The sequence below is a fragment of the Niveispirillum sp. genome (assembly GCF_017996735.1).
Classification (GTDB): domain Bacteria; phylum Pseudomonadota; class Alphaproteobacteria; order Azospirillales; family Azospirillaceae; genus Niveispirillum.
In genome coordinates this window covers 34,750-55,264 of record NZ_JAGOGJ010000021.1, presented here as the reverse complement: position 1 = coordinate 55,264, position 20,515 = coordinate 34,750, and the positions used below count along the sequence as shown (strand labels likewise).

Here is a 20,515-nt window from a genome sequence, read left to right as displayed (position 1 = left end):
CGTAATCTATGCCTGTCCCGGCCCGTCGAAAAGGGGTTTGATCCGTTTTTGTTCACGTCGATATCGCCTGTTGCCTGGAATGACGGCGCATATCGTGGTTAAGTTTTCTGAACAAACCATCAAGGGGGATGGGCAACATGGCGGGGATCGTCAAGCAGGTGGCGGGCGTGCTGGCCGGGATCATCCTGTGCATCCTGATCATCATGGCAGTCGAGATGCTGGGGCATATGCTGTTGACGGGAGAGGCCGTGTTCATGGCCCCGATCCTGGCCTATCTGCTGGCGGCGACGGTTGGCGGCATTGCGGCGATGAAGGTGGCGGGACTGCGCCGCTGGTGGCTGCCCGGTATCATCGCGGCCTTTCTGGCCTTCGGCATCGTGATGAACCTGGGTGCGATGGCCCATCCCCTGTGGTTCGCCCCGGCCGCCGCGCTGGCCCTGATCGCCGGTTTCTATGCCAGTTGGCGCTTGTCGGCATGATCGCCGCCTTGCCGGCCGTTCTTCCAGATAGGTGCATGTAAATTCACTGGACCAAACACCCCCCGCGCCTATAACGAATATTCTATATCCGTCCGGCAGGGGGCCGGCGCGGCGGTGGGGAGAGTACCCGGTGTCTCAAGCGCTTCAAACGGTGGCCAAGCTGGCGCGTGCGGCGGAAAAGGGTTTGCCCATCGGACCCGGTGCCGTGCGCATGGACGAGGCCGGGGATTTCAGCGTCACCAGCCCCACCACGGCGTCGCGCCACCATTTCTTCCTGGACGGGCTGATGTTCCATATCAGCCTGACGCCGGAGGATGACCACACGCTTTTCCAGGTCTGGGCCGAGGTGGGGTACATGCCCTTCACTATCGAATCACCGGAAAAGCGGGTGCGCCTGTCCAAGGTGCTGCGCGCCGCCGCTCACCTGCGGAACGCCAGGTTCACGGTCGATGAGAAGCAGATGATCATGGTGCTGGGTCAGGCCCGCGTGCCCGGCCATGTCACCCTGCCCGACCTGATGTATGAGATCCTGCAATTCGTGCAGGAGGCGCGGCCCTATCTGAAGGTGCTGGGTCAGTATCTCTGACCCCTGCCCCGCTAATCAGTCCAGGCGGGCCAGATCCTCCGGAACATCCACGTCCAGCAGCACGCCCGTATCCTCCACCGCGACCTCACACACCACCGGCGCATGAGCGGCGATCAGCGTGCGGGCCCCCTTGTCACCGGTCAGGGTCAGCATCTCCGGGATGAAGGCTGCGTCCCACAGGACCGGATTGCCACGCTGCCCGCCACAGGTTGGCAGGATGATGGCGCGGCCATCATCGGGGCTGAACGCCGCCACCATCTGATTGATGATCGCGGGGGTGACGCGCGGCATGTCGCCCAGCAGGACCAGCACACCATCGATACCGTCCGGCAGGGCGGACAGGCCGGCTTTCAAGGTGGCGGACATGCCGTCCCCATGATCGGGCGCATGGGCGAAATCGATGGAAAGCCCATCCAGGACGCGGCTGATATCGGCCTCCTGATGGCCGGTGGCCACCGTGACGCCGGCCAACTGCGCGGATAGGGCCGATTGCACCACATGGCGGACCAGGGGCGCACCCTGCCATTCCCGCAACAGCTTGTTCCCGTCGCCCATGCGACGTCCGAACCCGCCCGCCAGAACCAGTCCGTGGATACGTGGCGCACGCGGCAGGGCGGTCGCCAACGCACGTGGCAGGGGCCGCCCGGCGATTTCCGCCAGCAGCCCACCCACGCCCATGCCCATGATGGCAGCCGCATCGACCGGCAGACCGGCCCCCAGCCTTTGCAGCACCCAATCCACGCCATTCAGCTTGGGCGACCGCGCACAGCCCGGCAGGCCCAGGACGGGCCGGCCGTCCAGCATGCCCAGCAGCAGCAGATTACCGGGATCGACCGGCATGCCGAAATGCAGAACCTTGCCGCCCGCCGCCGCGATGGCTGCCGGGATCACGTCGCGACGGTCGGTGATGGCCGACGCGCCGATGACCAGCAGGATGTCACCCTCCGTTTCACGCAGGGCATCGGCCAGCGGGGCCACGGCGTGCGGCACCCGCACCTCCCCCAGCAAATCACCGCCGATCCCGGCCATGCGCGCCGCCGTGACGGATACGCTCTTATCCAGGACCGACGGCTTTGTGCCCGGCAATGTGGTCTGCACCAACCCCGCCGACAGACCGGCCCAGGGTGCCAGCGACACCGGCCCCGTCCACGCCAGCATCCATTCCAGATTGGAGATGATGCTGTCCGACACGGCGAAGGGGATGATCTTGATGGTGGCCAGCATCTGGCCCTTCAGCACGGGGGTGAAGGGCGGAACGGTGGCGATGGTCACCGCCTCATCCGCACGGTTCAGGGCATGGATGGTCGCGGCCTCCACCAGGGCCAGCCCGTCCGCCGCCGCGAACAGGTTGACCCGGCCGGTATAGGCCGCACTGACCGTCAGGTTGGGACCCGCAAGCCGGGCGGCGATGCGCGATGCCGCCGCATCCTCCCCCACATCGCCGTCTTCCAGCCGCGCCACCGTGATCGTTTCGATACCGGACCGGATCAGCCGGGCGACATCGCCCGCGCCGATGATGCGCCCTTTGGGGAAGCGTCCATCGGCATAGTGGACGCCATGGGCCAGGATCGCCCCCTCGGCATCCGCCACCGCAACGGGACCGAACCACATGCTCAGCCGGCCTTCCATTTGGGGCCGCGCAGGGCCAGTATGATATCGGCCAGGATGGCAACGGCGATTTCCGCCGGGCTGACGGCCCCTATGTCCAGCCCGACCGGCCCATGAATGCGGGCCAGTTGTTCCGCCGGCACACCCTGGGCACGCAGCCTTTCCAGCCGCGCCGCCTGGTTCTTCCGCCCGCCCAGCACCCCGACATAGAAGGCATCGCTGGAAAGGGCCGCCGTCAGGGTCGGATCATCGAATTTCGGATCATGGGTCAGGGCGACAACAGCCGTGCGCGCGTCCGGGCGCAGCCTCTCCAGCGCCTCATCCGGCCATTCGGTGATCAGGTCGGTCTCTGGGAACCGTTCCGGCGTGGCGAAGGCCGTGCGCGGATCGATCACACTGACATCAAACCCGGCCAGACGGGCGGCCGGCACCAGCGCCTGGGCCAGATGTACGGCACCGACGATCAGCAGGCGGTTGGCGGGCGGGTGGACATTGATGAAGAACCGCCCGTCATAGAATTCCACGATGCCGCGCCGGTCCTGGCGGATGGCCTCCACCACCTGCGGCAGGAATTCATCCTCCAGACCCGCATCCCCCTGCTGCCGCCCCTCGGCATCCACCAGGGTCTGCAGGCCCGACCCCAGATCGGTGACCAGGGCCACGGCCCGGCGTTCGGCCAGGGCGGCGCGCAGCGCGTCGAAAATCCGCGCCTTCATTGGATGGGCTCCACATAGATTTCCAGCTTGCCGCCGCAGGCCAGCCCCACTTCCCAGGCCATTTCATTGCTGATGCCAAAGGACAGGAACCGGGGCTCACCCTCGGCCAGGACTTTCGCGGCCTCCAGCGCCACGGCCCCCTCCACACAGCCGCCCGACACCGACCCGGCCATGGCACCCGTGGCCGACACGGCCATCAGGCTGCCGACAGGTCGCGGGGCGGAACCCCAGGTGGCGATGACATGGGCCAGAGCCACGCCGACCCCCTCGGCGCGCCAGCGCGCGGCCTGGGACAGGATGGCTTCGTTATCGTCACGCATCATGCGGAATACCTGGATGGGAAAAACAACAGATGGGCGTGCGGGGGCCGGATGTCACGGCCCCTCCCCAACGGTCCTGGCGAAGGCGGCGAAGAATTCATCGGCCAGCTTGGCGGCCGTCCCCTGGATCAGGCGGGCACCCAGTTGCGCCAGCTTGCCGCCCACAATGGCCTCGGCCTTGTACCGCAACATGGTGCCACCGTCGGGCGCATCGGTCAGAAATACGATGGCCCCGCCCTTGCCAAAACCGGCCGCCCCGCCCTGCCCCTCGCCGGTGATGCGATAACCATTGGGCGCGTCGATCTCCGACAGGGTGACCTTGCCGGAAAATTTGGCGCTGACCGGACCGATCTTCAGCTTCAGCCTGGCGGTCAGTTCGGTGTCGGACAGTTTTTCCAGTTCCTCGCATCCGGGAATGCACAGCCGCAGGATGGCAGCGTCGTTCAGTGCGTCCCACACACGGGCGCGCGGCGCCGGGATGGCGTATTCGCCTTCCATATCCATGGATCAGATCCCACAAAATTCAAACCTTGCAACGCACCCTGCCACAAAGACGCGGTAAAAGGAAAATCCGCCATGAAGCATGGTTGCGCGGCGACCTGATTTTCTGAAAGATCAATCATTAACCATGGGGGCCCTGGACAGCCCCCGCGCCCGGTAGCGGGCAGCAACAACAATCGGGAGGATGGGTCATGGTGATGATGGATCGGCGTCAATTCGGTCTTCTCGGGCTTGGCACGGCCGCCGCGACCCTGGGCGGCGCCCTGCCGGCCCTGGCACAGGCGCCCCGCTTCATCACCATCCTGACCGGGGGTACCAGCGGCGTCTATTACCCGCTGGGCGTGGCCCTGTCGCAGATCTATGGCAGGGCCATGCCGGAGACGAAGTTCAGCGTGCAGGCCACCAAGGCGTCGGCCGAAAACCTGAACCTTTTGCAGGCGGGGCGCGGCGAACTGGCCTTTACCCAGACGGACACCCTGGTCCAGGCCGTGCGTGGCGATGCGGAGGTGGGGTTCAACAAGCCGCTGGACAAGCTGCGCACCCTGGCCGTGATCTACCCCAACTATATCCAGATCGTGGCATCGAAGGTCTCGGGGGTGAAGAGCCTGGCCGATCTGAAGGGCAAACGTGTGTCGGTGGGGGCGCCAAAATCCGGCACCGAACTGAACGCCCGCGCGGTTGTGAAGGCGGCCGGCCTGACCTATGACGACTTTGCCAAGGTGGAGTATCTGCCCTTCGCCGAAAGCGTGGATCTGATGAAGAACCAGCAGTTGGACGCGACATTGCAGTCGGCGGGGCTTGGCGTCGCCTCGCTGCGCGATCTGGCCAGTTCCATCGACATCACGGTGATCCCCGTGCCGGCAGAAACCGTTTCCCGTATCGGCGAAGTGGTCTACCGCTCCGCCCTGATCCCCGCCAACACCTATAAGGGCCAGGATGCCGATGTACCCACCGTGGTGACCGGCAACGCGCTGGCCACGCATGACGGTCTGCCGGAAGAGGCTGCGTACCAGATGACCAGACTGATGTTTGAGAATCTGGAGGCGATGCAATCGGCGCATGCGGCGGCCAAGCAGATCGCCCTGTCCAAGGATGCCGCCACGGAATTCGCCCCCCTGCATCCGGGTGCCCGGCGCTTCTATAAGGAGAAAGGGATTCTCTGACCGGTCTTGTTGAACGTCGCTGGCGATAACGAGGCCCCTCCATGACAAATGCTCCCATCCCCGTGATCGACGAGGATGCCGTCCGCCGCGCGGTGGAAAAGGATGATCCGACTTCTGCCATCACCCGGCTGACCGCCGGCGATCGCCGCGTCATTTTCGCCATCGGCGTCGCCTTTGCGCTGTTTCAGCTTTGGACGGCTACGTTCAACCCGCTGTCCAGTCTGGTGGTGCGGTCGGTGCATGTCGGGTTTCTGCTGCTGATGGCTTTCCTGCTGATCGGCGCGCGCGATGGCGGCAGGCGGGAACGGGTGCCGGTTTACGACTGGTTCCTGGGCGGGCTGTCCTTCCTGCTGGGCCTGTACCACTGGGTGTTCGAACATGACCTGATTCTGCGATCGGGGACCCCCACCGATCTGGATCTCTGGGTCGGGGCGCTGAACACCCTGCTGGTGGCGGAGGCGGCGCGGCGCATCATGGGCTGGGGCCTGCCGCTGCTCTGCCTGATCTTCATTCCGTATGCGATGTTCGGTCAATATATGCCCGACCTTCTGGCCCATCGCGGTTACGATCTGGATCAGGTGATCGAACAGCTCCATTTCTCGACAGAGGGCATCTACGGCACGCCGACCTTTGTCTCCTCCACCTTCATTTTCCTGTTCATCCTGTTCGGGGCGTTTTTGGAAAAGGCGGGTGTCATCCAGCTTTTCAACGACCTGTCCATGGCGCTGGTCGGAAGGCGGCTGGGCGGGGCGGCGAAAGTGTCGGTGGTGTCGTCCGGCTTCATGGGCATGGTCAACGGCTCCGGCGTGGCCAATGTCCTGACCACGGGCCAGTTCACCATCCCCATGATGAAGCGTTTCGGCTATTCCGCGAAATTCGCGGGTGCGCTGGAAGCGACGGCCAGCATGGGCGGGCAGATCATGCCGCCTGTCATGGGGGCCGCCGCCTTCATCATGGCGGAAACGCTGGGCATCTCCTATCTGGAGGTGTGCAAGGCGGCGGCCATTCCGGCCGTGCTCTATTTCGCCTCAGCCTATTGGATGGCGCATCTGGAGGCGGAGCGCGCGGGCCTGCGCGGACTGCCGGAAAGTGAGTGCCCCAAGCTCTGGCCATCGCTGCGTCGGGGCTGGCATCTGCTGCTGCCGCTGGTGGCGCTGGTGACGCTGCTTCTGTCAGGCCGCACGCCCCTGTTCGCGGGGGTGGTTGGCATTGCCGGCACGGTCGTGCTGATGATGGGCCTGGCCCTGGTGGCGCAGGTGGGGCCGGTGGCGCTGCGTGTGGCCTTCTGGCTGGGGCTGGGCCTGGGTGCCTGGGGCCTGACGCAACTGGGACTGCGGACCGAACAGATGGCCATGGTGGTCATCGCCTTGCTGGCCCTGCCCTGTTTGCTGTTCCGGTCGGGCCGTGATCTGCTGCGGGCGCTGACCGATGCGCTGGCCGATGGGGCGCGGGCGGCGGTGGCGGTGAGTATCGCCTGTGCCCTGGTCGGCATCCTGATCGGCATGCTGACCCTGACGGGGCTGGCCTCCGGGCTGGCCGGCATCATTGTCGACCTGTCGGGCGGCAATCTGTTGCTGGCCCTGGTCCTGACCATGATGGCCTGCATCATCCTGGGCACCGGCCTGCCGACCACGGCCAATTACATCATCACCGCTTCCATCGCGGCACCGGCGCTGCAGCAACTGGGCGTGCCGCTGATCGTCAGCCATATGTTCTGCTTCTATTTCGGCATCATGGCCGACCTGACGCCGCCTGTGGCGCTGGCCGCCCTGGCGGCATCGCCCATCGCGCGGGCCGGACATATGGAGATCGCCTGGCTGGCCACCCGTATCGGGGTCGCGGGTTATCTGGTGCCCTTCATGGCCGTGTTCGACCCGGCCCTGATGCTGCAAACGGGTGACTGGCTGGACACGGCCTATATGGTGGTCAAGGCGCTGGTCGGCATTGGCATGCTGGGCATCGTCACCATCGGCCATTACAAGACGAAGCTGAAATTCTGGGAACTGGCCTGGGCTTTGACGGCGGCGGTGCTGCTGGTCCTGGCCATGCCGTTGACGGATGAGGCGGGGTTTGTCCTGTCGGCCCTGTTCCTGGGCCGACAGATATTGCGCGGCCGCCGTCTGGCGCCGGTCTGATGGCGGGTGCGACAGCCCTTGTCCTCTGCCTGATTGCGGGCGGCCAGCCGGCTGTGCGGGTGCCGGCCGATCATTTCACCCTGTCCTGGACCCATTCCATCGAAAAGGTCGAATGGCAGGAGGATTACCGGATCACGGGCGAAGGGCTGATCCTGGAACGGTCGCGGGTCAAGGGCAGCGGGGTGGGCATGGAACCCGCCCCCGACGCAAAGCTGATCGATGGCTGGTGGGTCGGTCATCCCGTCCTGCCGCCCCTGCCCGACCTGACCCTGGCGGCCAGCAATCATGCCGGCGACCACGTGATCTGCGCGCAGAAGCGTTGTGCCAGCCTGCATGACTGGCTGGGCGGGCCGGTCGAGGGACCGGTGCGGATGGTCGCATGCCCGATACGCGACTAATAACGGTTTGCAAAGGATCGGGTGGCATCCTAAGTATGGATGCATGGTGCGGCCGGCGGGCCGCGGACAAGGTGGAAGGCGTCGGCCAAGATGGATGCGACGATCAGCGATCATAGGCGCATGGACCTGCGGCGCGGGGATGACGGGGCGGCTGGCTGCCCCCCGGACCGGTCGTCCGGACGGTCCCCGCCGCTGGACATGGCAATCCCGCGTCAGGCTGCCCGGCCCCTGCCCTCCTTGTCGCTGGACCATGTCAGCCATCATTACGGTGCCAAGCGGGCGCTGAACGACGTCTCCCTGTCGGTTGCTCCGGGGGAGATCGTCTGTCTGGTGGGACCGTCCGGCTGTGGCAAATCCACATTGCTGCGCCTCGCCGCCGGGCTGGAGACGATTCAGCAGGGTACTGTCGCCATCGCCGGGCAGACCATCGCCCAGCCCGGCGCCTCCCTGCCGCCGGAACGGCGCGGCATCGGTCTGGTGTTCCAGGATTATGCCCTGTTCCCGCATCTGAACGTGCTGGACAATGTGCGCTTCGGCCTGAACCGCCTGCCGGCAGTGGAACGCGACGAACGGGCGATGGCCGCCCTGGAACAGGTGGGCATGGAAGGCTTTGTCCGTTCCTTCCCCCATGCCCTGTCGGGTGGGCAGCAGCAGCGTGTGGCCCTGGCCCGCGCCATGGCGCCGCGTCCAGCGGTTTTGCTGCTGGATGAGCCCTTCTCCGGCCTGGATACGCGCCTGCGCGAAACCGTGCGGGACGAGACGCTGCATGTGCTGAAGCGCAGCGGTGCCGCCACCATGATCGTCACCCATGATCCGGAGGAAGCCATGTTCCTGGCCGACCGGATCGCCCTGCTGCGCGATGGCAAGCTGGTGCAGGTGGGATCGCCGACGACGCTATATACCAAGCCCGCCGACGCCTTCGCCGCCAGCTTCTTTGGCGAGGTGAACCAGTTGTCGGGCCGGGTGCATCATTCGCGGGTCGATACGCCGGTGGGCTGCCTGACGGTGCCGCATCTGGATGAGGGTACGGCGGTCGATGTGCTGATCCGGCCGGAGGCGCTGCGCCTGACCATGGCGGCCGATGGCGATGTGACGGGTGTGCCCAATCTGGCACGGGTGGAGGCATCCCGCCTGCTGGGCCGGACCAGCCTGATCCATCTGCGGGTGCTGGACCGCGACGGGGTGCCGCACCACCTGCATGCCCGCGCCCCGGGCCATTTCCTGCCCGAAGATGGCAGCCATGTCAGTGTAACGCTGGAACCGCGACAGGCCTTCGTGTTTGCAAAGGGGTAACGCGTTTCCCCGTCGGGGTTGGCATGTTACCCGGCCGCATTGCGGCCACCGGGGCTTTCTGCCATGATCCCGCGCCTTTCCGGTGGTCCGGGCGTTGGCGTCCCCTTGTCAGGCGGAGTGGAAATCATGGGTGGTTTGGGCGTGTGGGAGATCCTGGTGATCCTGGTGATCGTCCTGGTCATTTTCGGCGCCGGCAAGCTGCCCAAGGTGATGGGTGACCTGGGTTCAGGTATCCGCAACTTCAAATCCAACCTGTCTGATGGCACCAAGGCGGAGCCGGACGCGCCCCCGCCCGCCAAGACCGATGAAGCGCCGAAGGCGTGAGGCACCATGTTTGATATCGGCTGGTCCGAACTGCTTGTGATCGGGGTGGTGGCGCTTGTCGTCATTGGCCCGAAAGATCTGCCCAAGGCGTTGAGCACACTGGGCAAATGGATGGCCCGCGCCCGCTCCATGGCACGGGAGTTTCAGAACAATGTCGACGACATGGTGCGTCAGGCGGAACTGGACGAACTGCGCGAACAGGTGCAGAAGGCCCGTTCCTTCAACCTGACGGACGAACTGGAAAAAAGCATCGATCCGGATGGCGGCGTGCGCAAGACCCTGGCGGTGGAGGATTTCACCACCCCGGCCCAGCAGCCGAAGCCAGCGGAGAATCAGGCCGTGGCCAAGGCCGACCCCAGTGGTGAGGACATCGCCGATCTGGCCAGCGCCGCCACGGCACCGGCACCGGTGGTCACCGGTGGTGCCGCACCCGATGCCGACGCCGCGGCGGCGGTCGCGGCGTCCGTCAACGCTGAACCCGCCCTGCCCACGGAACCCAGCAAGGATAAGACGGCGTGAGCGAACCGACCCAACAGGATGAGCTGGAATCGGGCAAGATGCCGCTGCTCGAACATCTGATCGAGCTGCGCAATCGCCTGATGTGGAGCGGTGGCGCCCTGATCATCGCCTTCCTGGCCTGCTTTGCCGTGGCCGATCATATCTACCAGTTCCTGATGCATCCATTGGTGGAGGCGCTGGGCGTGAAGGCGTCCGAACGGCGCATGATCTTCACCGCCCCGCAGGAATTCTTCCTGACCCAGGTGAAGGTGGCGTTCTGGGCCGGCGCCATGCTGGCCTTCCCCATCATCGCCTCCCAGATCTGGAAATTTGTGGCGCCTGGCCTGTACAAGCATGAGCGCAAGGCCTTCCTGCCCTTCCTGGTGGCCACGCCTGTGTTGTTCTCCCTGGGCGCCGGGCTGGTCTATTTCTTCATCATGCCCATGGCGCTGAAATTCTTCCTGGGCTTTGAGGTGGAGGCGACGGCCACCACCCTGGCCGTACAGGCGGAAACCCGGGTGGCCGACTATCTGTCGCTGATCATGGCGTTGATCTTCGCCTTCGGTCTGGCGTTCCAGTTGCCGGTGCTGCTGACCCTGCTGGCGCGGGTCGGGCTGGTCACGGCCGATGGTCTGGCGTCCAAGCGCCGCTATGCCATCGTCATCATCTTTGTGGCGGCGGCCATCCTGACGCCGCCCGACGTGATCAGCCAGGTCGGTCTGGCCATCCCGCTGCTGATGCTTTACGAGGTCTCGGTCTTCATGGCCCGACGCATCGAAAAGAGCCGTGCGGCGCGCGAGGCGGCGCTGGAAAACTAATCGCATCCGCTTGCATTTACGGCATCGGCCACTACCATGACCTGCATCATCATGGCATGGGGTGGCTATGTTGCGTGCATATACCGGGACTGCTTGTGCATTTGGTCTGGCCTTGCTGATCGGGGCCACGGCGCCGGCATTCGCCCAGCCCGCCGTACAGCAGGGAACCTATAAACCGGCAGAACGCGGGGAATGTCAGCGCGAGTATCCGTTATATCCGGCGAAGGAGCGGGAACGCTGGACAGAAGGCTGGGTTGATCTGCGCTTCACCGTGACGGTCGACGGGGCGGTGAAGGATGTGATCATCGCCAACCAGATGGGACGCGGCGATTTCGGCCCGCATACCGTGAAATGGCTGTTGGAATGTAAATATTCGCCAGCCCAACGCAATGGCAAGCCGGTACAGGCGCTGAATGTCTTTCAGCGGGTGTTCTTCATGATCGACAAGACGAGCCAGGGTGCCAGTCCGGAACTGGGGCGCCGGCTTCGGGCCGTGGATGATCTGCTTGAACAGGGGCAGGCTGAAAAGGCCATGACCAGTCTGGCCGATATAAGCAAGGACAGCACCTATCTCTATGAAATGGTGAATATCCTGGCCCGGCGGGCGCAGGCCATGGCCTTGATGAACAAGCCCGACATCGCCTTGCTTTACCTGAGGCAACTGCGCAGCAGCGAAAATGACCTGCCCCTGCGCGAGCAGGCCTGGCTGCGACGTCTGGCATTGCGTCTTGCCCTGGCCCAAGGCCTCTATCTGGAAGCCAAGGAGATCGCGGCACGGACCAAGGGGCTGGGCGAAAGGGATGGCGATGAACGGCTGATGAAATCACTGGCCACGCTGACCGATCTGGTGGCTTCGCCAACGGCCATCTCTGTAACGGGCCGGGTCCCAGCCGAATGTGAGCCGGAAATCTGTTCCCCGGAAAAACCGGTCTGGAGCTATCGCCCTGTGCGCCGCACGCTCTCCCTGGACAATATCCAGGGAGAACTGGACAGCGTGGAGGCGCAGTGCGATGCCCGTACCTTCCAGGCCAAGGCCGTCGCCGGCGTCACCTGGACCATCCCTGCAAGCTGGGGGGTCTGCACCATTGTGGTGTCGGGCAAGCCCGGCAGCACCTTCACGCTGATTGACGAGAATATCTGACCACGCCTCAACGGATCGGGAACGGATCGAAATCCACTTCCTTGGCCATGGCGCGCAGGTCGTCCAGTGTGCCGGTGCGGGTGGTCAGCATGACGATGCCGTCCACGCCTGCGGCGATCTGGATCTGGTACAGCGGCACCTTGGCTTCCGGATAGGCGGTGACGATGGCTTTCTGGCCGTTCACCACCTCCACCTTGCCATTGGGCGGCAGGGTGCTGGGCACCTTGATGGAACCCATGACGGCCTTGTACAGGGTCGGGCTGCGGGCGGCTCCCACCACGACCTGGATATTGCCCTTCTTATAGGTCGCCTCTGCCGTGGCGACCGAATACATGGGCAGCGCGCCGGTGGCGACGCGGATATCGCCCATGTCCCAGCCGTCGGGCTCATCGGGGAGCACTGCCTTCATCTGGCGGTTCGGTTCCACGACCACTTCCTGGGCCCGCGCCGGCAGGGCGGACGCCAGCGTCAGCGGGGCGGCCAGCAGGGCGAGCGACAGGGCGAGGATAGGACGACGCATGGAACCTTCTCCGTAGCAGAAAACAGGGGAGCAGGGGCCGGCATTGGTGCCGGCCCCTGCCCGTCACAATGATCAGCCTTCGTAATGCGTGGCGACCAGCTTATCCAGCAGGCGCACACCAAAGGCCGTGGCGCCCTTCGGCACGATGCCCTTGTCGGCCTTGGCCCAGGCGGTGCCCGCGATGTCCAGATGCGCCCACGGCACCTTGTTCACGAAACGCTGCAGGAACTGCGCCCCGATGATGGAACCGGCATTCATCGGACGGCCGATATTCTTCACATCGGCCACGTCGCTGTCGATATCCTTGTCATAGGCAGGCGACAGCGGCAGGCGCCACAGCTTCTCCCCCGTCTTTAGACCGGCGTCGGTCAGCTTGGCCGCCAGATCGTCATCGTTGGAGAACAGGCCGGCATGTTCATTGCCCAGGCTGACGATGACGGCGCCGGTCAGGGTGGCCAGATCGACCATGAATTTCGGCTTGTACTGATCCTGGCAGTACCAGAGCGCGTCGGCCAGCACCAGACGGCCTTCGGCGTCGGTGTTCAGCACCTCGATCGTCTGGCCCGACATGGTGGTGACGATGTCGCCGGGACGCTGGGCATTGCCGTCGGGCATATTCTCGGCCAGTGCGACCACGCCGATGGCGTTGACCTTGGCCTTGCGGCCGGCCAGCACGGCCATCAGGCCGATGACGGTGCCGGAACCGCCCATGTCCCACTTCATCTCGTCCATGTTGGCGGCCGGCTTGATGGAGATGCCGCCCGTGTCAAAGGTGATGCCCTTGCCCACAAAGGCCACCGGTGCCTCATCTTTGGCGCCGCCATTCCACTTCATGATGACCAGACGCGGCGGACGCACCGAACCCTGGCCCACGCCCAGCAGCGCGCCCATGTTCAGCTTCTTCATCTTTTTCTCGTCCAGCACCTCGACCTCAAGGCCCAGCTTGGACAATTCGACGCAGCGGTCGGCCAGCGTCTCCGGATAGATGACGTTCGGCGGCTCGGATACGACATCGCGGGTCAAGAAGATGCCCTCGGCCACCTTCTCCAGCTTGTCCCAGACCTTCTTGGCGGCCTTGGCGGCGTCGGTCTGCACGGCGACCTTCTTTACCGACGGCTTCTTGTCGTCGGTCAGCGTGGTCCGGTACTTGTCGAAACGATAGGACCGCAGCAGGGCGCCGAACGCCACTTCCGCGGCCAGCTCGCCGGCATCGCCGGTCAGCCCCTCATGCGCGTCCAGCGCAATGGCCAGGTCGGCTTCGCCGGCATTCTGCGCGGCGGCATAGGCGGCGGCACCGGCATTGTTGGCACCGTTGGCATCCACCGCATCGGCGGCGCCGACACCGACCAGCAGCAGGCGCGACACGTCCAGACCCGACGGCGCCACCAGTGCCAGCACCTCTTCCGCCTTGCCCTTGAAACGGGCCTGTTCCATGGCGCGGGTCAGTTGGCCGCCCGTCTTCTGATCCAGTTCACGGCCCAACGCGCCCAGCGCGCGGTCGGCGGCAACGGTAACAGCCAGGATGCCGGATTTGGGCGTACCGGGCGAAGCGAAGGTGATTTTCATTCCGGAGCTCTCTTATTGTCATGAACCGGCGTCAGCACGGCGCCGGCGGTTGTGTGCATGGCAAGGAGTCGATAAAGAACAGCCACGTATCCATGTCAAGGTCACCCTGGGCCAAAATCTGTCGGTCCGCCACGAACAGGACGCAATCGCGCGCTATGTGCTTGGTGATAATGCCGGGCGGCGTGGCACCGGCCCCGTTGGGAAATGATGTCTCAGATCAACCGCTACCTTCTGCGCAATCTGGTCCTGGCCACCCTGGTGGTAACGGGGGCACTGTCGGCCGCCATCTGGCTGACCCAGTCGTTGCGTCTGGTCGAACTGGTCGTGGAGGGCGGGGCCGGCTTCGGCGCTTTCGCCCATCTGGCGATCCTGTCGTTTCCCACCTTCCTGCCCGTCGTGCTGCCCTTCGGCGTGCTGACGGCGGTTCTGTTCACCTATAACCGGCTGACCCAGGACAGCGAACTGGTGGTGATGCGGGCCGCCGGCCTGGGGCCCATGGCTCTGGCCAGGCCGGTCCTGATTCTGGCCGGGCTGGCGACGCTGCTCTGTTTTGTGCTGTCGGTCTATCTGGGGCCGGCGGCGCAGCGCAGCCTGGTGGCCATGCGTCAGTCGGTGCGCAGCGACATGTCGGCTGCGCTGCTGCGCGAGGGGACGTTCAACGAACTGTCCGATGGGCTGACCATCTATGTCCGCGACCGGCTGGCCGATGGTACCCTGCAGGATATCCTGATCCACGATTCCCGGACGGAGGGGGAGACCACCACCATCGCGGCGGCCAGCGGTACCCTGACCGATGCCGAGGGCGTTCCCCGCGTGCTGGTCCATGATGGGGTACAGAGCAAGTTCATCACGGCCACCGGCCGCACCGAATGGCTGGAGTTCGAACGTTATGCCGTCGACCTGCAGTCGCTGCGCCGTGAATTGCCGCCCCGCTGGGTGGAACCGCGCGAACGGCCGCTGGCCGATCTGTGGACGCCGAACGCCACCGACCCGACCGACCGACGCTTCGCCGGTCGCCTGCGGGCGGAGTTGCATAACCGCCTGGCCTCGCCGTTCCTGGTCCTATCCTTCGCAATCATCGCGCTGGCCGCCCTGCTGCCGGGGGAATTCTCCCGCCGGGGCCATGGGCGGCGCATCACCATCGCGGCCGTAGGCGCCCTGGTGCTGCAGGCGGCCGTGCTGGGCATTGTCAGTCTGATCGGCAAGGTGCCGGTGCTGGCGGGGCTGCTGTACCTCTTCGTGCTGGCGCCCGTGCCGCTGGGCCTCTGGTATCTGCGGCGTGAAACGGTGGTGCAGCGCCCCACCATCGGGAAGGTGTAAGCCATGCGCCTGTCCTCCACCCTTGCCATCTATATCGGCCGGCAATTCCTGATCTGGTTCGCGGCGGGCCTGTCATCGCTGCTGGCCCTGGTCTATCTGCTGGACACGGTCGAACTGCTGCGCCGCGCCGCCAACCGGCCGGAAGCCACATTTGACATCATCGTCACCATGGGCCTGCTGAAACTGCCGGAGATCGGGCAGGAAGTGTTCCCGTTCGTGGTGCTGTTCGCCGCCATGTACACATTCTGGCGCCTGACCCGCACGCATGAGCTTGTGGTGGCGCGGGCCAGCGGCATCAGTGTCTGGCAGTTTACAGCCCCCGTCCTGGCCTGGGCCGCCATCATCGGCGTGGTGCTGGTCACTGTGCTGAATCCGATCTTCGCCGCCATGCTGACCCGGTATGAGCGGATGGAGAACCGGTATCTGCGCGGCCAGACATCGTCGCTGGATATCGGCCGATCCGGTATCTGGCTGACCCAACTGACGCCCGAGGGGGCCTATCGCATCCATGCGGAGTCGGTCGTTCCCGGCACGCTGGAACTGCGGCGCGTGATGGTGCTGCTGTCGGTACCGGGCCAGCGGCTGTCGGCCCGGCTGGATGCCAGCGCGGCGGAACTGGTGCCCGGATACTGGAACCTGTCGGAGGTCTGGTATAACAAGCCGGGTGAACCGGCACAGTTCCTGTCCCGCTACCAGTTGCCGACCGACCTGACCGAACAGCGTATCCAGGACAGTTTCGCCAGCCCCGACACCCTGTCCTTCTGGGAATTGCCGAACTTCATCCGCACGCTGGAACTGACAGGCCTTTCACCCGTAAGGCACCGGTTGCATTGGCATAGTTTGCTAGCCCAGCCGGTGCTCTATGCCGCCATGGTGCTGCTGGCGGCGGCCTTTTCGCTGCGGCAGATGCGGGGCGGTGGTACCCTTACCCTGGTGGGGGCTGGGATTGTCACGGCCCTGCTGCTTTTCATCGTGAAGGACGTGATCATGGCGCTGGGCATGTCCGGTTCGGTGCCGGCGCTGCTGGCCGCCTGGGCACCCGCCGGGGTCACGGTGCTGCTATCCGTCGCTGCCTTGCTGCACACCGAGGATGGATGAGCAGCGGTACGCTTTGCGTTTAAGCCTGCAAGCCTCTATAAGATCGCCCCATGACGCAGAATGTGACCCGACCGACCATGAAAAGCCTTGCGCGCAACGCCCTCCTGGGGGCGACCGCCCTGTCCATCGCCCTGCTGTCCGGCCCGATGCCCGGGCACGCCCAAGGCGCCAACGGGGCGCAGGGCCAGCTTGGCCGTATCGCCGCCGTGGTGAACGAGGAGCCGATCACGGTCGCCGACGTGGAAGGCCGTCTGCAACTGGCCATCATTTCCTCCGGCCTGCCCGACAATGCCGAGACGCGCCAGCGCCTGCTGCCGCAGGTCATCCGGCTGCTGACGGACGAGGCGTTGCAGATCCAGGAGGCGCGGGAACGCAACCTGTCGGTCACCGAGGATGAGCTCAACGACGACCTTGAAGCGGCGGCGCAGCGCAACCGCATGGATATCGAGCAGTTGAAGGCCGCGCTGGCGCAGGCCGGCGTGCCCTGGATCACCATGCGCCAGCAGATGCTGGCCCAGATCGCCTGGAGCAAGGTGGTCCAGCGCGTGGTGCGTCAGCAGGTGACGGTGCCCGACAGCGAGGTCAATGCCTATATCGAACGTATCCGTGCCAATGCCGGCAAGCCGGAATATCAGGTCGCCGAGATTTTCCTGGCCGTCGACAACGCCGCCAGCGAGCCGGAAGTGCAGCGTCTGGGTGAGCGTCTGGTCGAACAGATCGGCCGTGGCGCAAATTTCAGCGCCGTGGCGCGCCAGTTCTCGCAATCGGCCGGTGCCGCCAATGGCGGCGATCTGGGCTGGATCCAGCAGGGCCAGTTGGAGGAGAACCTGGACCGTTCCCTGCAGCAGATGCAGAAGGGTCAGTTCTCCCGGCCCATCCGCGGGTCCGCCGGCTATCACATCCTGTGGCTGCGGGATCAGCGTATCGTCGCCGCCGGCGATCCGAAGAATATCCAGATCGCCATCCGGCAGTTCGTGGTTCCCATCGCCGGACCGGCACAGGCGCAGCAGGACGCTGCCTTCGACGTTGCCAAGCAGGTGAGCGAGCAGGCCAAGGGCTGCGAGGCGCTGGAACAGGCGACGCAGCAGGTGCCGGGCGCCCAGGTCTTCACCCAGCCGCTGACCAAGCTGGGCGACGTTCCGCAGCAGATCGCCGATCTGGTCGGTGCCCTGGGTGTCGGTCAGGCGACGGCACCCCTGATGACCGACCGTGGCGCCATGCTGTTGATGGTCTGCGATCGTGTCGTGCCCGAAGGCAGCCTGCCGCCGCCCGATCAGGTGCGCAACATGCTGTACCAGGAACGCATGGATTTGCAGCAGCGCCGCTATCTGCGCGACCTGCGCCGCAACGCCACCATTGAGACCAGGATGTGAACCATGGCGGCGCCGCTGGGCCTGACCATGGGGGAACCGGCAGGCATCGGCGGCGACATCGCCCTGAAGGCCTGGATGGAACGCGGGGCGGCATCGGTGCCGCCCTTCGTCTTGCTGGACGACCCCGACCGTATCGCTGCCCTGGCTGAACGGCTGGGGTTTGACGTACCGCTGGTAATGGTGGAGGAGGGGCAACTGCATCAGGTGGCCGACCTGTTCGCCGATCGCCTGCCCGTTCTGCCCATCCCCCTGCCCGCCCCCGTGACCTATGGCAAGCCCGATCCCGCCAATGGATCGGCGGTGATCGCCGCCATCGACCGGACCGTCGCCCTGTCACGGGCCGGCAGGCTCTCGGGCCTGGTCACCAATCCCATTCAGAAAAGCGCCCTTTATGCCTGTGGCTTTCGCTGGCCGGGCCATACCGAATATCTGGCGCATCTGGCGGGCCTGCCCGATGACGGGACCGTCATGCTGCTGGAAGGCGGCGGGTTGCGCGTTGTGCTGGCCACCATCCATGTCGCGGTGAAGGATGTGGCGCAGTATCTGACGTCGGATGCCATTCTGCATGTCGCCCGCGTTACCGATGCGGCGCTGAAATCCGATTTCGGCATCGCCCGTCCGCGTCTTGCTGTGGCCGCGCTCAACCCCCATGCCGGTGAAAATGGCGCCATGGGGCGGGAGGAGATCGAGGTGATCGCCCCCGCCGTGGCCCGGTTGCGAGCGGACGGCATCGATGCCGCCGGCCCCTTCCCCGCCGACACCTTGTTTCATGCCGGGGCGCGCGCCCGCTATGACGCCGTAGTCTGCATGTATCACGACCAGGGGCTGATCCCGCTGAAGACGCTGGATTTCGATACGGGCGTGAATATCACGCTGGGCCTGCCGTTTGTGCGCACCTCGCCCGACCATGGCACGGCCCTGTCGCTGGCCGGCACGGGGTCCGCCAATGCCAGCAGCCTGATCGCCGCCCTGCATGCCGCTTCCCGCATCGCCGCCCGCCGGCAACCGAGTATGTCCCATGAGTGACGGTCGCGACCTATCCCACCTGCCGCCCCTGCGCGAAATCATCGCTACCCATGATCTGGCGGCCAAGAAGGCCTTCGGTCAGCATTTCCTGCTGGACCTGAACGTCACCCGCCGCATCGTGCGCGAGGCAGGCGACTTTACCGGCGTGAATATCGTGGAGGTCGGGCCCGGCCCCGGTGGCCTGACCCGCGCCTTGGTGGAAAGCCCCGCCGCCAGCATCACCGCCGTCGAACGCGACCCGCGTTTTGCCGCCGCCCTAGCCGATGTGGTGGAGGCGTCGGCCGGCCGGTTGCGCCTGATCGAAGCGGACGCCCTGACCGTCGACCCGGTCGATCTGGTGCCCGCCCCCCGCGCCGTCGTTTCCAACCTGCCCTACAATGTCGGGACCCCATTGCTGATCGGCTGGTTGAAGCGGATCGCCGAATACCGGTCGCTGACGCTGATGTTCCAGAAGGAAGTGGCCGACCGCATTGTGGCGGGCACGCGCACCGATGCCTATGGCCGTCTGGCCGTGATGGCGCAATGGCTGGCCCATTGCCGGAACCTCTATGATCTGCCGGCCCGCGCCTTCACGCCGCCGCCCAAGGTGGATAGTGCCGTTGTGCATCTGGCCCCGCGCGACCGCCCGGCCGATGATCCCGAGTTCGCCACCATGGAGGCGCTGGTGGGGGCCGCCTTCGGTCAGCGGCGCAAGATGCTGCGCGCCAGCCTGAAATCGGTGATGAAGGAACCGGAACCCCTGCTGCTCTCCGTCGGCATCGCGCCCACCGCCCGGGCGGAGGAGATCGACGTGGCGGGATTCGTGGCCCTGGCCAAAGCCTGGAAAGCATCGCGCAGCGCTGACTGAAGTGCCTTTCCTCGCATTTTGCAAAAGCCATTTCTCGCATTCTGCAATTCGTTATGCACGGTGCGGACTGACATTGCCCCGTATGCAGCTATCAATCTGATGGCACAACCATTGCTTGGGTCCGGGGTGGCGGAGCCTTCCGCCGATAAGGCCAAAAGGCCACCGAACCGAGGTTGTTACCCATGTCCAATCCGCTCCGCCCTCTCCTGGCGGTGGCCACGCTTTTAGCGGGCGCCTTCTCCGCCCAGGCCGCGGTTGCCAATGGCAATGTTGCCCTGAAAGGGGCGATGGAGACGATCTGTTTTGTTCAGATCAACCAGACCTATACAAACAGCATCAATCTGGTGAAAGGCACCGGCAGCCTGACCATCGCCAAGGTGGGGGAGAAGTGCAATCTGGGGAATGGGTTCAAGATCAGCATCATTTCCGCCAATGGCGGTTCCCTGGTGGATGCTTCGGGGAACAAGGTTCCCTACACGATCCGGTATGATAACTCCGGCGACAAGTCGCTGGCCGCACCGGTCGTCCTGACCCGCACAAGCGCCAGACGCACCGTCTCCACCAGAAATTTCAATGTCAAAGTCCCGGCCAAGATCGATGCCGTCGCGGGCAGCTACGCCGATACGATCACCGTCTCTATCGCCGCACGCTGACCCGGCGGGAACCTTTGCCCCCCGCCGCCGTTCTCTTTCCATAAGGCATCGCCACCATGGAAGGAGAAGGACATGCGCGGCATTCTGCTTTGGGCTCTGGGTATCCCCATCCCCGTGATCATCGTTCTGTAT

At 65.1% G+C, this 20,515-nt stretch carries 22 protein-coding genes; 16 read left to right on the top strand and 6 right to left on the bottom strand.

The annotated features are described in order from the left end of the window. Window positions 1–137: 137 nt before the first annotated feature. Complete coding sequence (locus tag KBA48_RS09675) at window positions 138–479, top strand: hypothetical protein (RefSeq protein WP_292905639.1); 342 nt, start codon at window positions 138–140, stop codon at window positions 477–479. A gap of 130 nt (window positions 480–609) precedes the next feature. Beyond that, the gene (locus tag KBA48_RS09670) at window positions 610–1,065 is read left to right on the top strand and encodes a hypothetical protein (protein WP_292905637.1); all 456 of its coding nucleotides are present in this window, start codon (window positions 610–612) and stop codon (window positions 1,063–1,065) included. A 15-nt stretch (window positions 1,066–1,080) separates the two neighbouring features. Here the strand turns inward: KBA48_RS09670 and KBA48_RS09665 are convergent, their stop codons facing one another. From KBA48_RS09665 to KBA48_RS09650, 4 genes are read right to left on the bottom strand one after another with little or no spacing between them, the layout of a single operon-like run. Beyond that, window positions 1,081–2,676, bottom strand: a complete 1,596-nt coding sequence (locus KBA48_RS09665; protein ID WP_292905635.1) for a molybdopterin-binding/glycosyltransferase family 2 protein — start codon at window positions 2,674–2,676, stop codon at window positions 1,081–1,083. 2 nt (window positions 2,677–2,678) lie between these two features. Then, a complete protein-coding gene (locus KBA48_RS09660) occupies window positions 2,679–3,389 on the bottom strand; it encodes an XdhC family protein (protein ID WP_292905633.1) in 711 nt (236 codons plus the stop codon). Further along, on the bottom strand, window positions 3,386–3,709 hold the full coding sequence (locus tag KBA48_RS09655; RefSeq protein WP_292905671.1) for an XdhC family protein: 324 nt from the start codon (window positions 3,707–3,709) through the stop codon (window positions 3,386–3,388). The genes KBA48_RS09660 and KBA48_RS09655 overlap by 4 nt, the downstream gene beginning before the upstream one ends. Window positions 3,710–3,763: 54 nt before the next feature. Beyond that, window positions 3,764–4,213, bottom strand: coding sequence for a carbon monoxide dehydrogenase subunit G (locus KBA48_RS09650; protein WP_292905631.1), 450 nt, complete (start codon window positions 4,211–4,213; stop codon window positions 3,764–3,766). 194 nt (window positions 4,214–4,407) lie between these two features. Between KBA48_RS09650 and KBA48_RS09645 the strand changes: the two genes are divergently transcribed. The 8 genes from KBA48_RS09645 (at window position 4,408) to KBA48_RS09610 (ending at window position 11,980) form a co-directional block, all read left to right on the top strand. After that, entirely contained in the window at window positions 4,408–5,373 is a 966-nt protein-coding gene (locus KBA48_RS09645; protein ID WP_367273828.1) for a TAXI family TRAP transporter solute-binding subunit, read from the top strand. Between the two features lie 41 nt (window positions 5,374–5,414). Then, window positions 5,415–7,508: a TRAP transporter permease gene (locus KBA48_RS09640; RefSeq protein WP_292905629.1), complete on the top strand. Its 2,094-nt coding sequence runs from the start codon at window positions 5,415–5,417 to the stop codon at window positions 7,506–7,508. Next, the gene (locus tag KBA48_RS09635) at window positions 7,508–7,906 is read left to right on the top strand and encodes a DUF1850 domain-containing protein (protein ID WP_292905626.1); all 399 of its coding nucleotides are present in this window, start codon (window positions 7,508–7,510) and stop codon (window positions 7,904–7,906) included. The genes KBA48_RS09640 and KBA48_RS09635 overlap by 1 nt, the downstream gene beginning before the upstream one ends. A gap of 90 nt (window positions 7,907–7,996) precedes the next feature. Continuing rightward, window positions 7,997–9,199 carry an ABC transporter ATP-binding protein gene (locus tag KBA48_RS09630; RefSeq protein ID WP_292905624.1) on the top strand — a complete coding sequence of 401 codons (1,203 nt, stop codon included), beginning with the start codon at window positions 7,997–7,999 and terminating at the stop codon, window positions 9,197–9,199. A gap of 126 nt (window positions 9,200–9,325) precedes the next feature. Next, the gene (tatA, locus tag KBA48_RS09625; protein WP_292905622.1) at window positions 9,326–9,523 is read left to right on the top strand and encodes a twin-arginine translocase TatA/TatE family subunit; all 198 of its coding nucleotides are present in this window, start codon (window positions 9,326–9,328) and stop codon (window positions 9,521–9,523) included. A 6-nt stretch (window positions 9,524–9,529) separates the two neighbouring features. Beyond that, complete coding sequence (gene tatB, locus KBA48_RS09620) at window positions 9,530–10,042, top strand: Sec-independent protein translocase protein TatB (RefSeq protein WP_292905620.1); 513 nt, start codon at window positions 9,530–9,532, stop codon at window positions 10,040–10,042. Beyond that, window positions 10,039–10,839 (top strand): twin-arginine translocase subunit TatC, encoded by an 801-nt coding sequence (gene tatC, locus KBA48_RS09615; protein ID WP_292905618.1) that lies wholly within the window; start codon window positions 10,039–10,041, stop codon window positions 10,837–10,839. Before tatB ends, tatC begins: the two co-directional genes overlap by 4 nt. A gap of 67 nt (window positions 10,840–10,906) precedes the next feature. Next, window positions 10,907–11,980: an energy transducer TonB gene (locus KBA48_RS09610; RefSeq protein ID WP_292905616.1), complete on the top strand. Its 1,074-nt coding sequence runs from the start codon at window positions 10,907–10,909 to the stop codon at window positions 11,978–11,980. Window positions 11,981–11,987: 7 nt separating this feature from the next. On the opposite strand, the gene KBA48_RS09605 is transcribed toward KBA48_RS09610, so the two are convergent. Continuing rightward, a complete protein-coding gene (locus KBA48_RS09605; protein WP_292905614.1) occupies window positions 11,988–12,500 on the bottom strand; it encodes a hypothetical protein in 513 nt (170 codons plus the stop codon). Window positions 12,501–12,572: 72 nt separating this feature from the next. Next, window positions 12,573–14,066, bottom strand: coding sequence for a leucyl aminopeptidase (locus KBA48_RS09600; protein ID WP_292905612.1), 1,494 nt, complete (start codon window positions 14,064–14,066; stop codon window positions 12,573–12,575). 204 nt (window positions 14,067–14,270) lie between these two features. Here KBA48_RS09600 and lptF point away from each other — a divergent pair, with 204 nt between their 5' ends. The 6 genes from lptF (at window position 14,271) to KBA48_RS09570 (ending at window position 20,383) form a co-directional block, all read left to right on the top strand. Continuing rightward, complete coding sequence (gene lptF / locus KBA48_RS09595; protein ID WP_292905610.1) at window positions 14,271–15,386, top strand: LPS export ABC transporter permease LptF; 1,116 nt, start codon at window positions 14,271–14,273, stop codon at window positions 15,384–15,386. A gap of 3 nt (window positions 15,387–15,389) precedes the next feature. Beyond that, window positions 15,390–16,484: an LPS export ABC transporter permease LptG gene (gene lptG, locus KBA48_RS09590; RefSeq protein WP_292905608.1), complete on the top strand. Its 1,095-nt coding sequence runs from the start codon at window positions 15,390–15,392 to the stop codon at window positions 16,482–16,484. Window positions 16,485–16,534: 50 nt separating this feature from the next. Then, entirely contained in the window at window positions 16,535–17,857 is a 1,323-nt protein-coding gene (locus KBA48_RS09585; RefSeq protein ID WP_292905606.1) for a peptidylprolyl isomerase, read from the top strand. A gap of 3 nt (window positions 17,858–17,860) precedes the next feature. Continuing rightward, a complete protein-coding gene (gene pdxA / locus KBA48_RS09580) occupies window positions 17,861–18,883 on the top strand; it encodes a 4-hydroxythreonine-4-phosphate dehydrogenase PdxA (protein WP_292905604.1) in 1,023 nt (340 codons plus the stop codon). Beyond that, window positions 18,876–19,730 carry a 16S rRNA (adenine(1518)-N(6)/adenine(1519)-N(6))-dimethyltransferase RsmA gene (rsmA, locus tag KBA48_RS09575; RefSeq protein WP_292905602.1) on the top strand — a complete coding sequence of 285 codons (855 nt, stop codon included), beginning with the start codon at window positions 18,876–18,878 and terminating at the stop codon, window positions 19,728–19,730. Before pdxA ends, rsmA begins: the two co-directional genes overlap by 8 nt. Before the next feature lie 182 nt (window positions 19,731–19,912). Beyond that, window positions 19,913–20,383: a hypothetical protein gene (locus tag KBA48_RS09570; protein ID WP_292905600.1), complete on the top strand. Its 471-nt coding sequence runs from the start codon at window positions 19,913–19,915 to the stop codon at window positions 20,381–20,383. The last annotated feature ends 132 nt before the right edge of the window (window positions 20,384–20,515 follow it).

What these genes read in the sequence shown, in the direction of transcription:
- KBA48_RS09675 (WP_292905639.1), top strand. Translation starts at nt 138, where the DNA reads ATGGCGGGGATCGTCAAGCAGGTGGCGGGCGTGCTGGCCGGGATCATC.
- KBA48_RS09665 (WP_292905635.1), bottom strand. Translation starts at nt 2,676, where the DNA reads ATGTGGTTCGGTCCCGTTGCGGTGGCGGATGCCGAGGGGGCGATCCTG.
- KBA48_RS09660 (WP_292905633.1), bottom strand. Translation starts at nt 3,389, where the DNA reads ATGAAGGCGCGGATTTTCGACGCGCTGCGCGCCGCCCTGGCCGAACGC.
- KBA48_RS09655 (WP_292905671.1), bottom strand. Translation starts at nt 3,709, where the DNA reads ATGCGTGACGATAACGAAGCCATCCTGTCCCAGGCCGCGCGCTGGCGC.
- KBA48_RS09650 (WP_292905631.1), bottom strand. Translation starts at nt 4,213, where the DNA reads ATGGATATGGAAGGCGAATACGCCATCCCGGCGCCGCGCGCCCGTGTG.
- KBA48_RS09645 (WP_367273828.1), top strand. Translation starts at nt 4,408, where the DNA reads ATGATGGATCGGCGTCAATTCGGTCTTCTCGGGCTTGGCACGGCCGCC.
- KBA48_RS09640 (WP_292905629.1), top strand. Translation starts at nt 5,415, where the DNA reads ATGACAAATGCTCCCATCCCCGTGATCGACGAGGATGCCGTCCGCCGC.
- KBA48_RS09635 (WP_292905626.1), top strand. Translation starts at nt 7,508, where the DNA reads ATGGCGGGTGCGACAGCCCTTGTCCTCTGCCTGATTGCGGGCGGCCAG.
- KBA48_RS09630 (WP_292905624.1), top strand. Translation starts at nt 7,997, where the DNA reads ATGGATGCGACGATCAGCGATCATAGGCGCATGGACCTGCGGCGCGGG.
- tatA (WP_292905622.1), top strand. Translation starts at nt 9,326, where the DNA reads ATGGGTGGTTTGGGCGTGTGGGAGATCCTGGTGATCCTGGTGATCGTC.
- tatB (WP_292905620.1), top strand. Translation starts at nt 9,530, where the DNA reads ATGTTTGATATCGGCTGGTCCGAACTGCTTGTGATCGGGGTGGTGGCG.
- KBA48_RS09610 (WP_292905616.1), top strand. Translation starts at nt 10,907, where the DNA reads ATGTTGCGTGCATATACCGGGACTGCTTGTGCATTTGGTCTGGCCTTG.
- KBA48_RS09605 (WP_292905614.1), bottom strand. Translation starts at nt 12,500, where the DNA reads ATGCGTCGTCCTATCCTCGCCCTGTCGCTCGCCCTGCTGGCCGCCCCG.
- KBA48_RS09600 (WP_292905612.1), bottom strand. Translation starts at nt 14,066, where the DNA reads ATGAAAATCACCTTCGCTTCGCCCGGTACGCCCAAATCCGGCATCCTG.
- lptF (WP_292905610.1), top strand. Translation starts at nt 14,271, where the DNA reads ATGATGTCTCAGATCAACCGCTACCTTCTGCGCAATCTGGTCCTGGCC.
- lptG (WP_292905608.1), top strand. Translation starts at nt 15,390, where the DNA reads ATGCGCCTGTCCTCCACCCTTGCCATCTATATCGGCCGGCAATTCCTG.
- KBA48_RS09585 (WP_292905606.1), top strand. Translation starts at nt 16,535, where the DNA reads ATGACGCAGAATGTGACCCGACCGACCATGAAAAGCCTTGCGCGCAAC.
- pdxA (WP_292905604.1), top strand. Translation starts at nt 17,861, where the DNA reads ATGGCGGCGCCGCTGGGCCTGACCATGGGGGAACCGGCAGGCATCGGC.
- rsmA (WP_292905602.1), top strand. Translation starts at nt 18,876, where the DNA reads ATGAGTGACGGTCGCGACCTATCCCACCTGCCGCCCCTGCGCGAAATC.
- KBA48_RS09570 (WP_292905600.1), top strand. Translation starts at nt 19,913, where the DNA reads ATGTCCAATCCGCTCCGCCCTCTCCTGGCGGTGGCCACGCTTTTAGCG.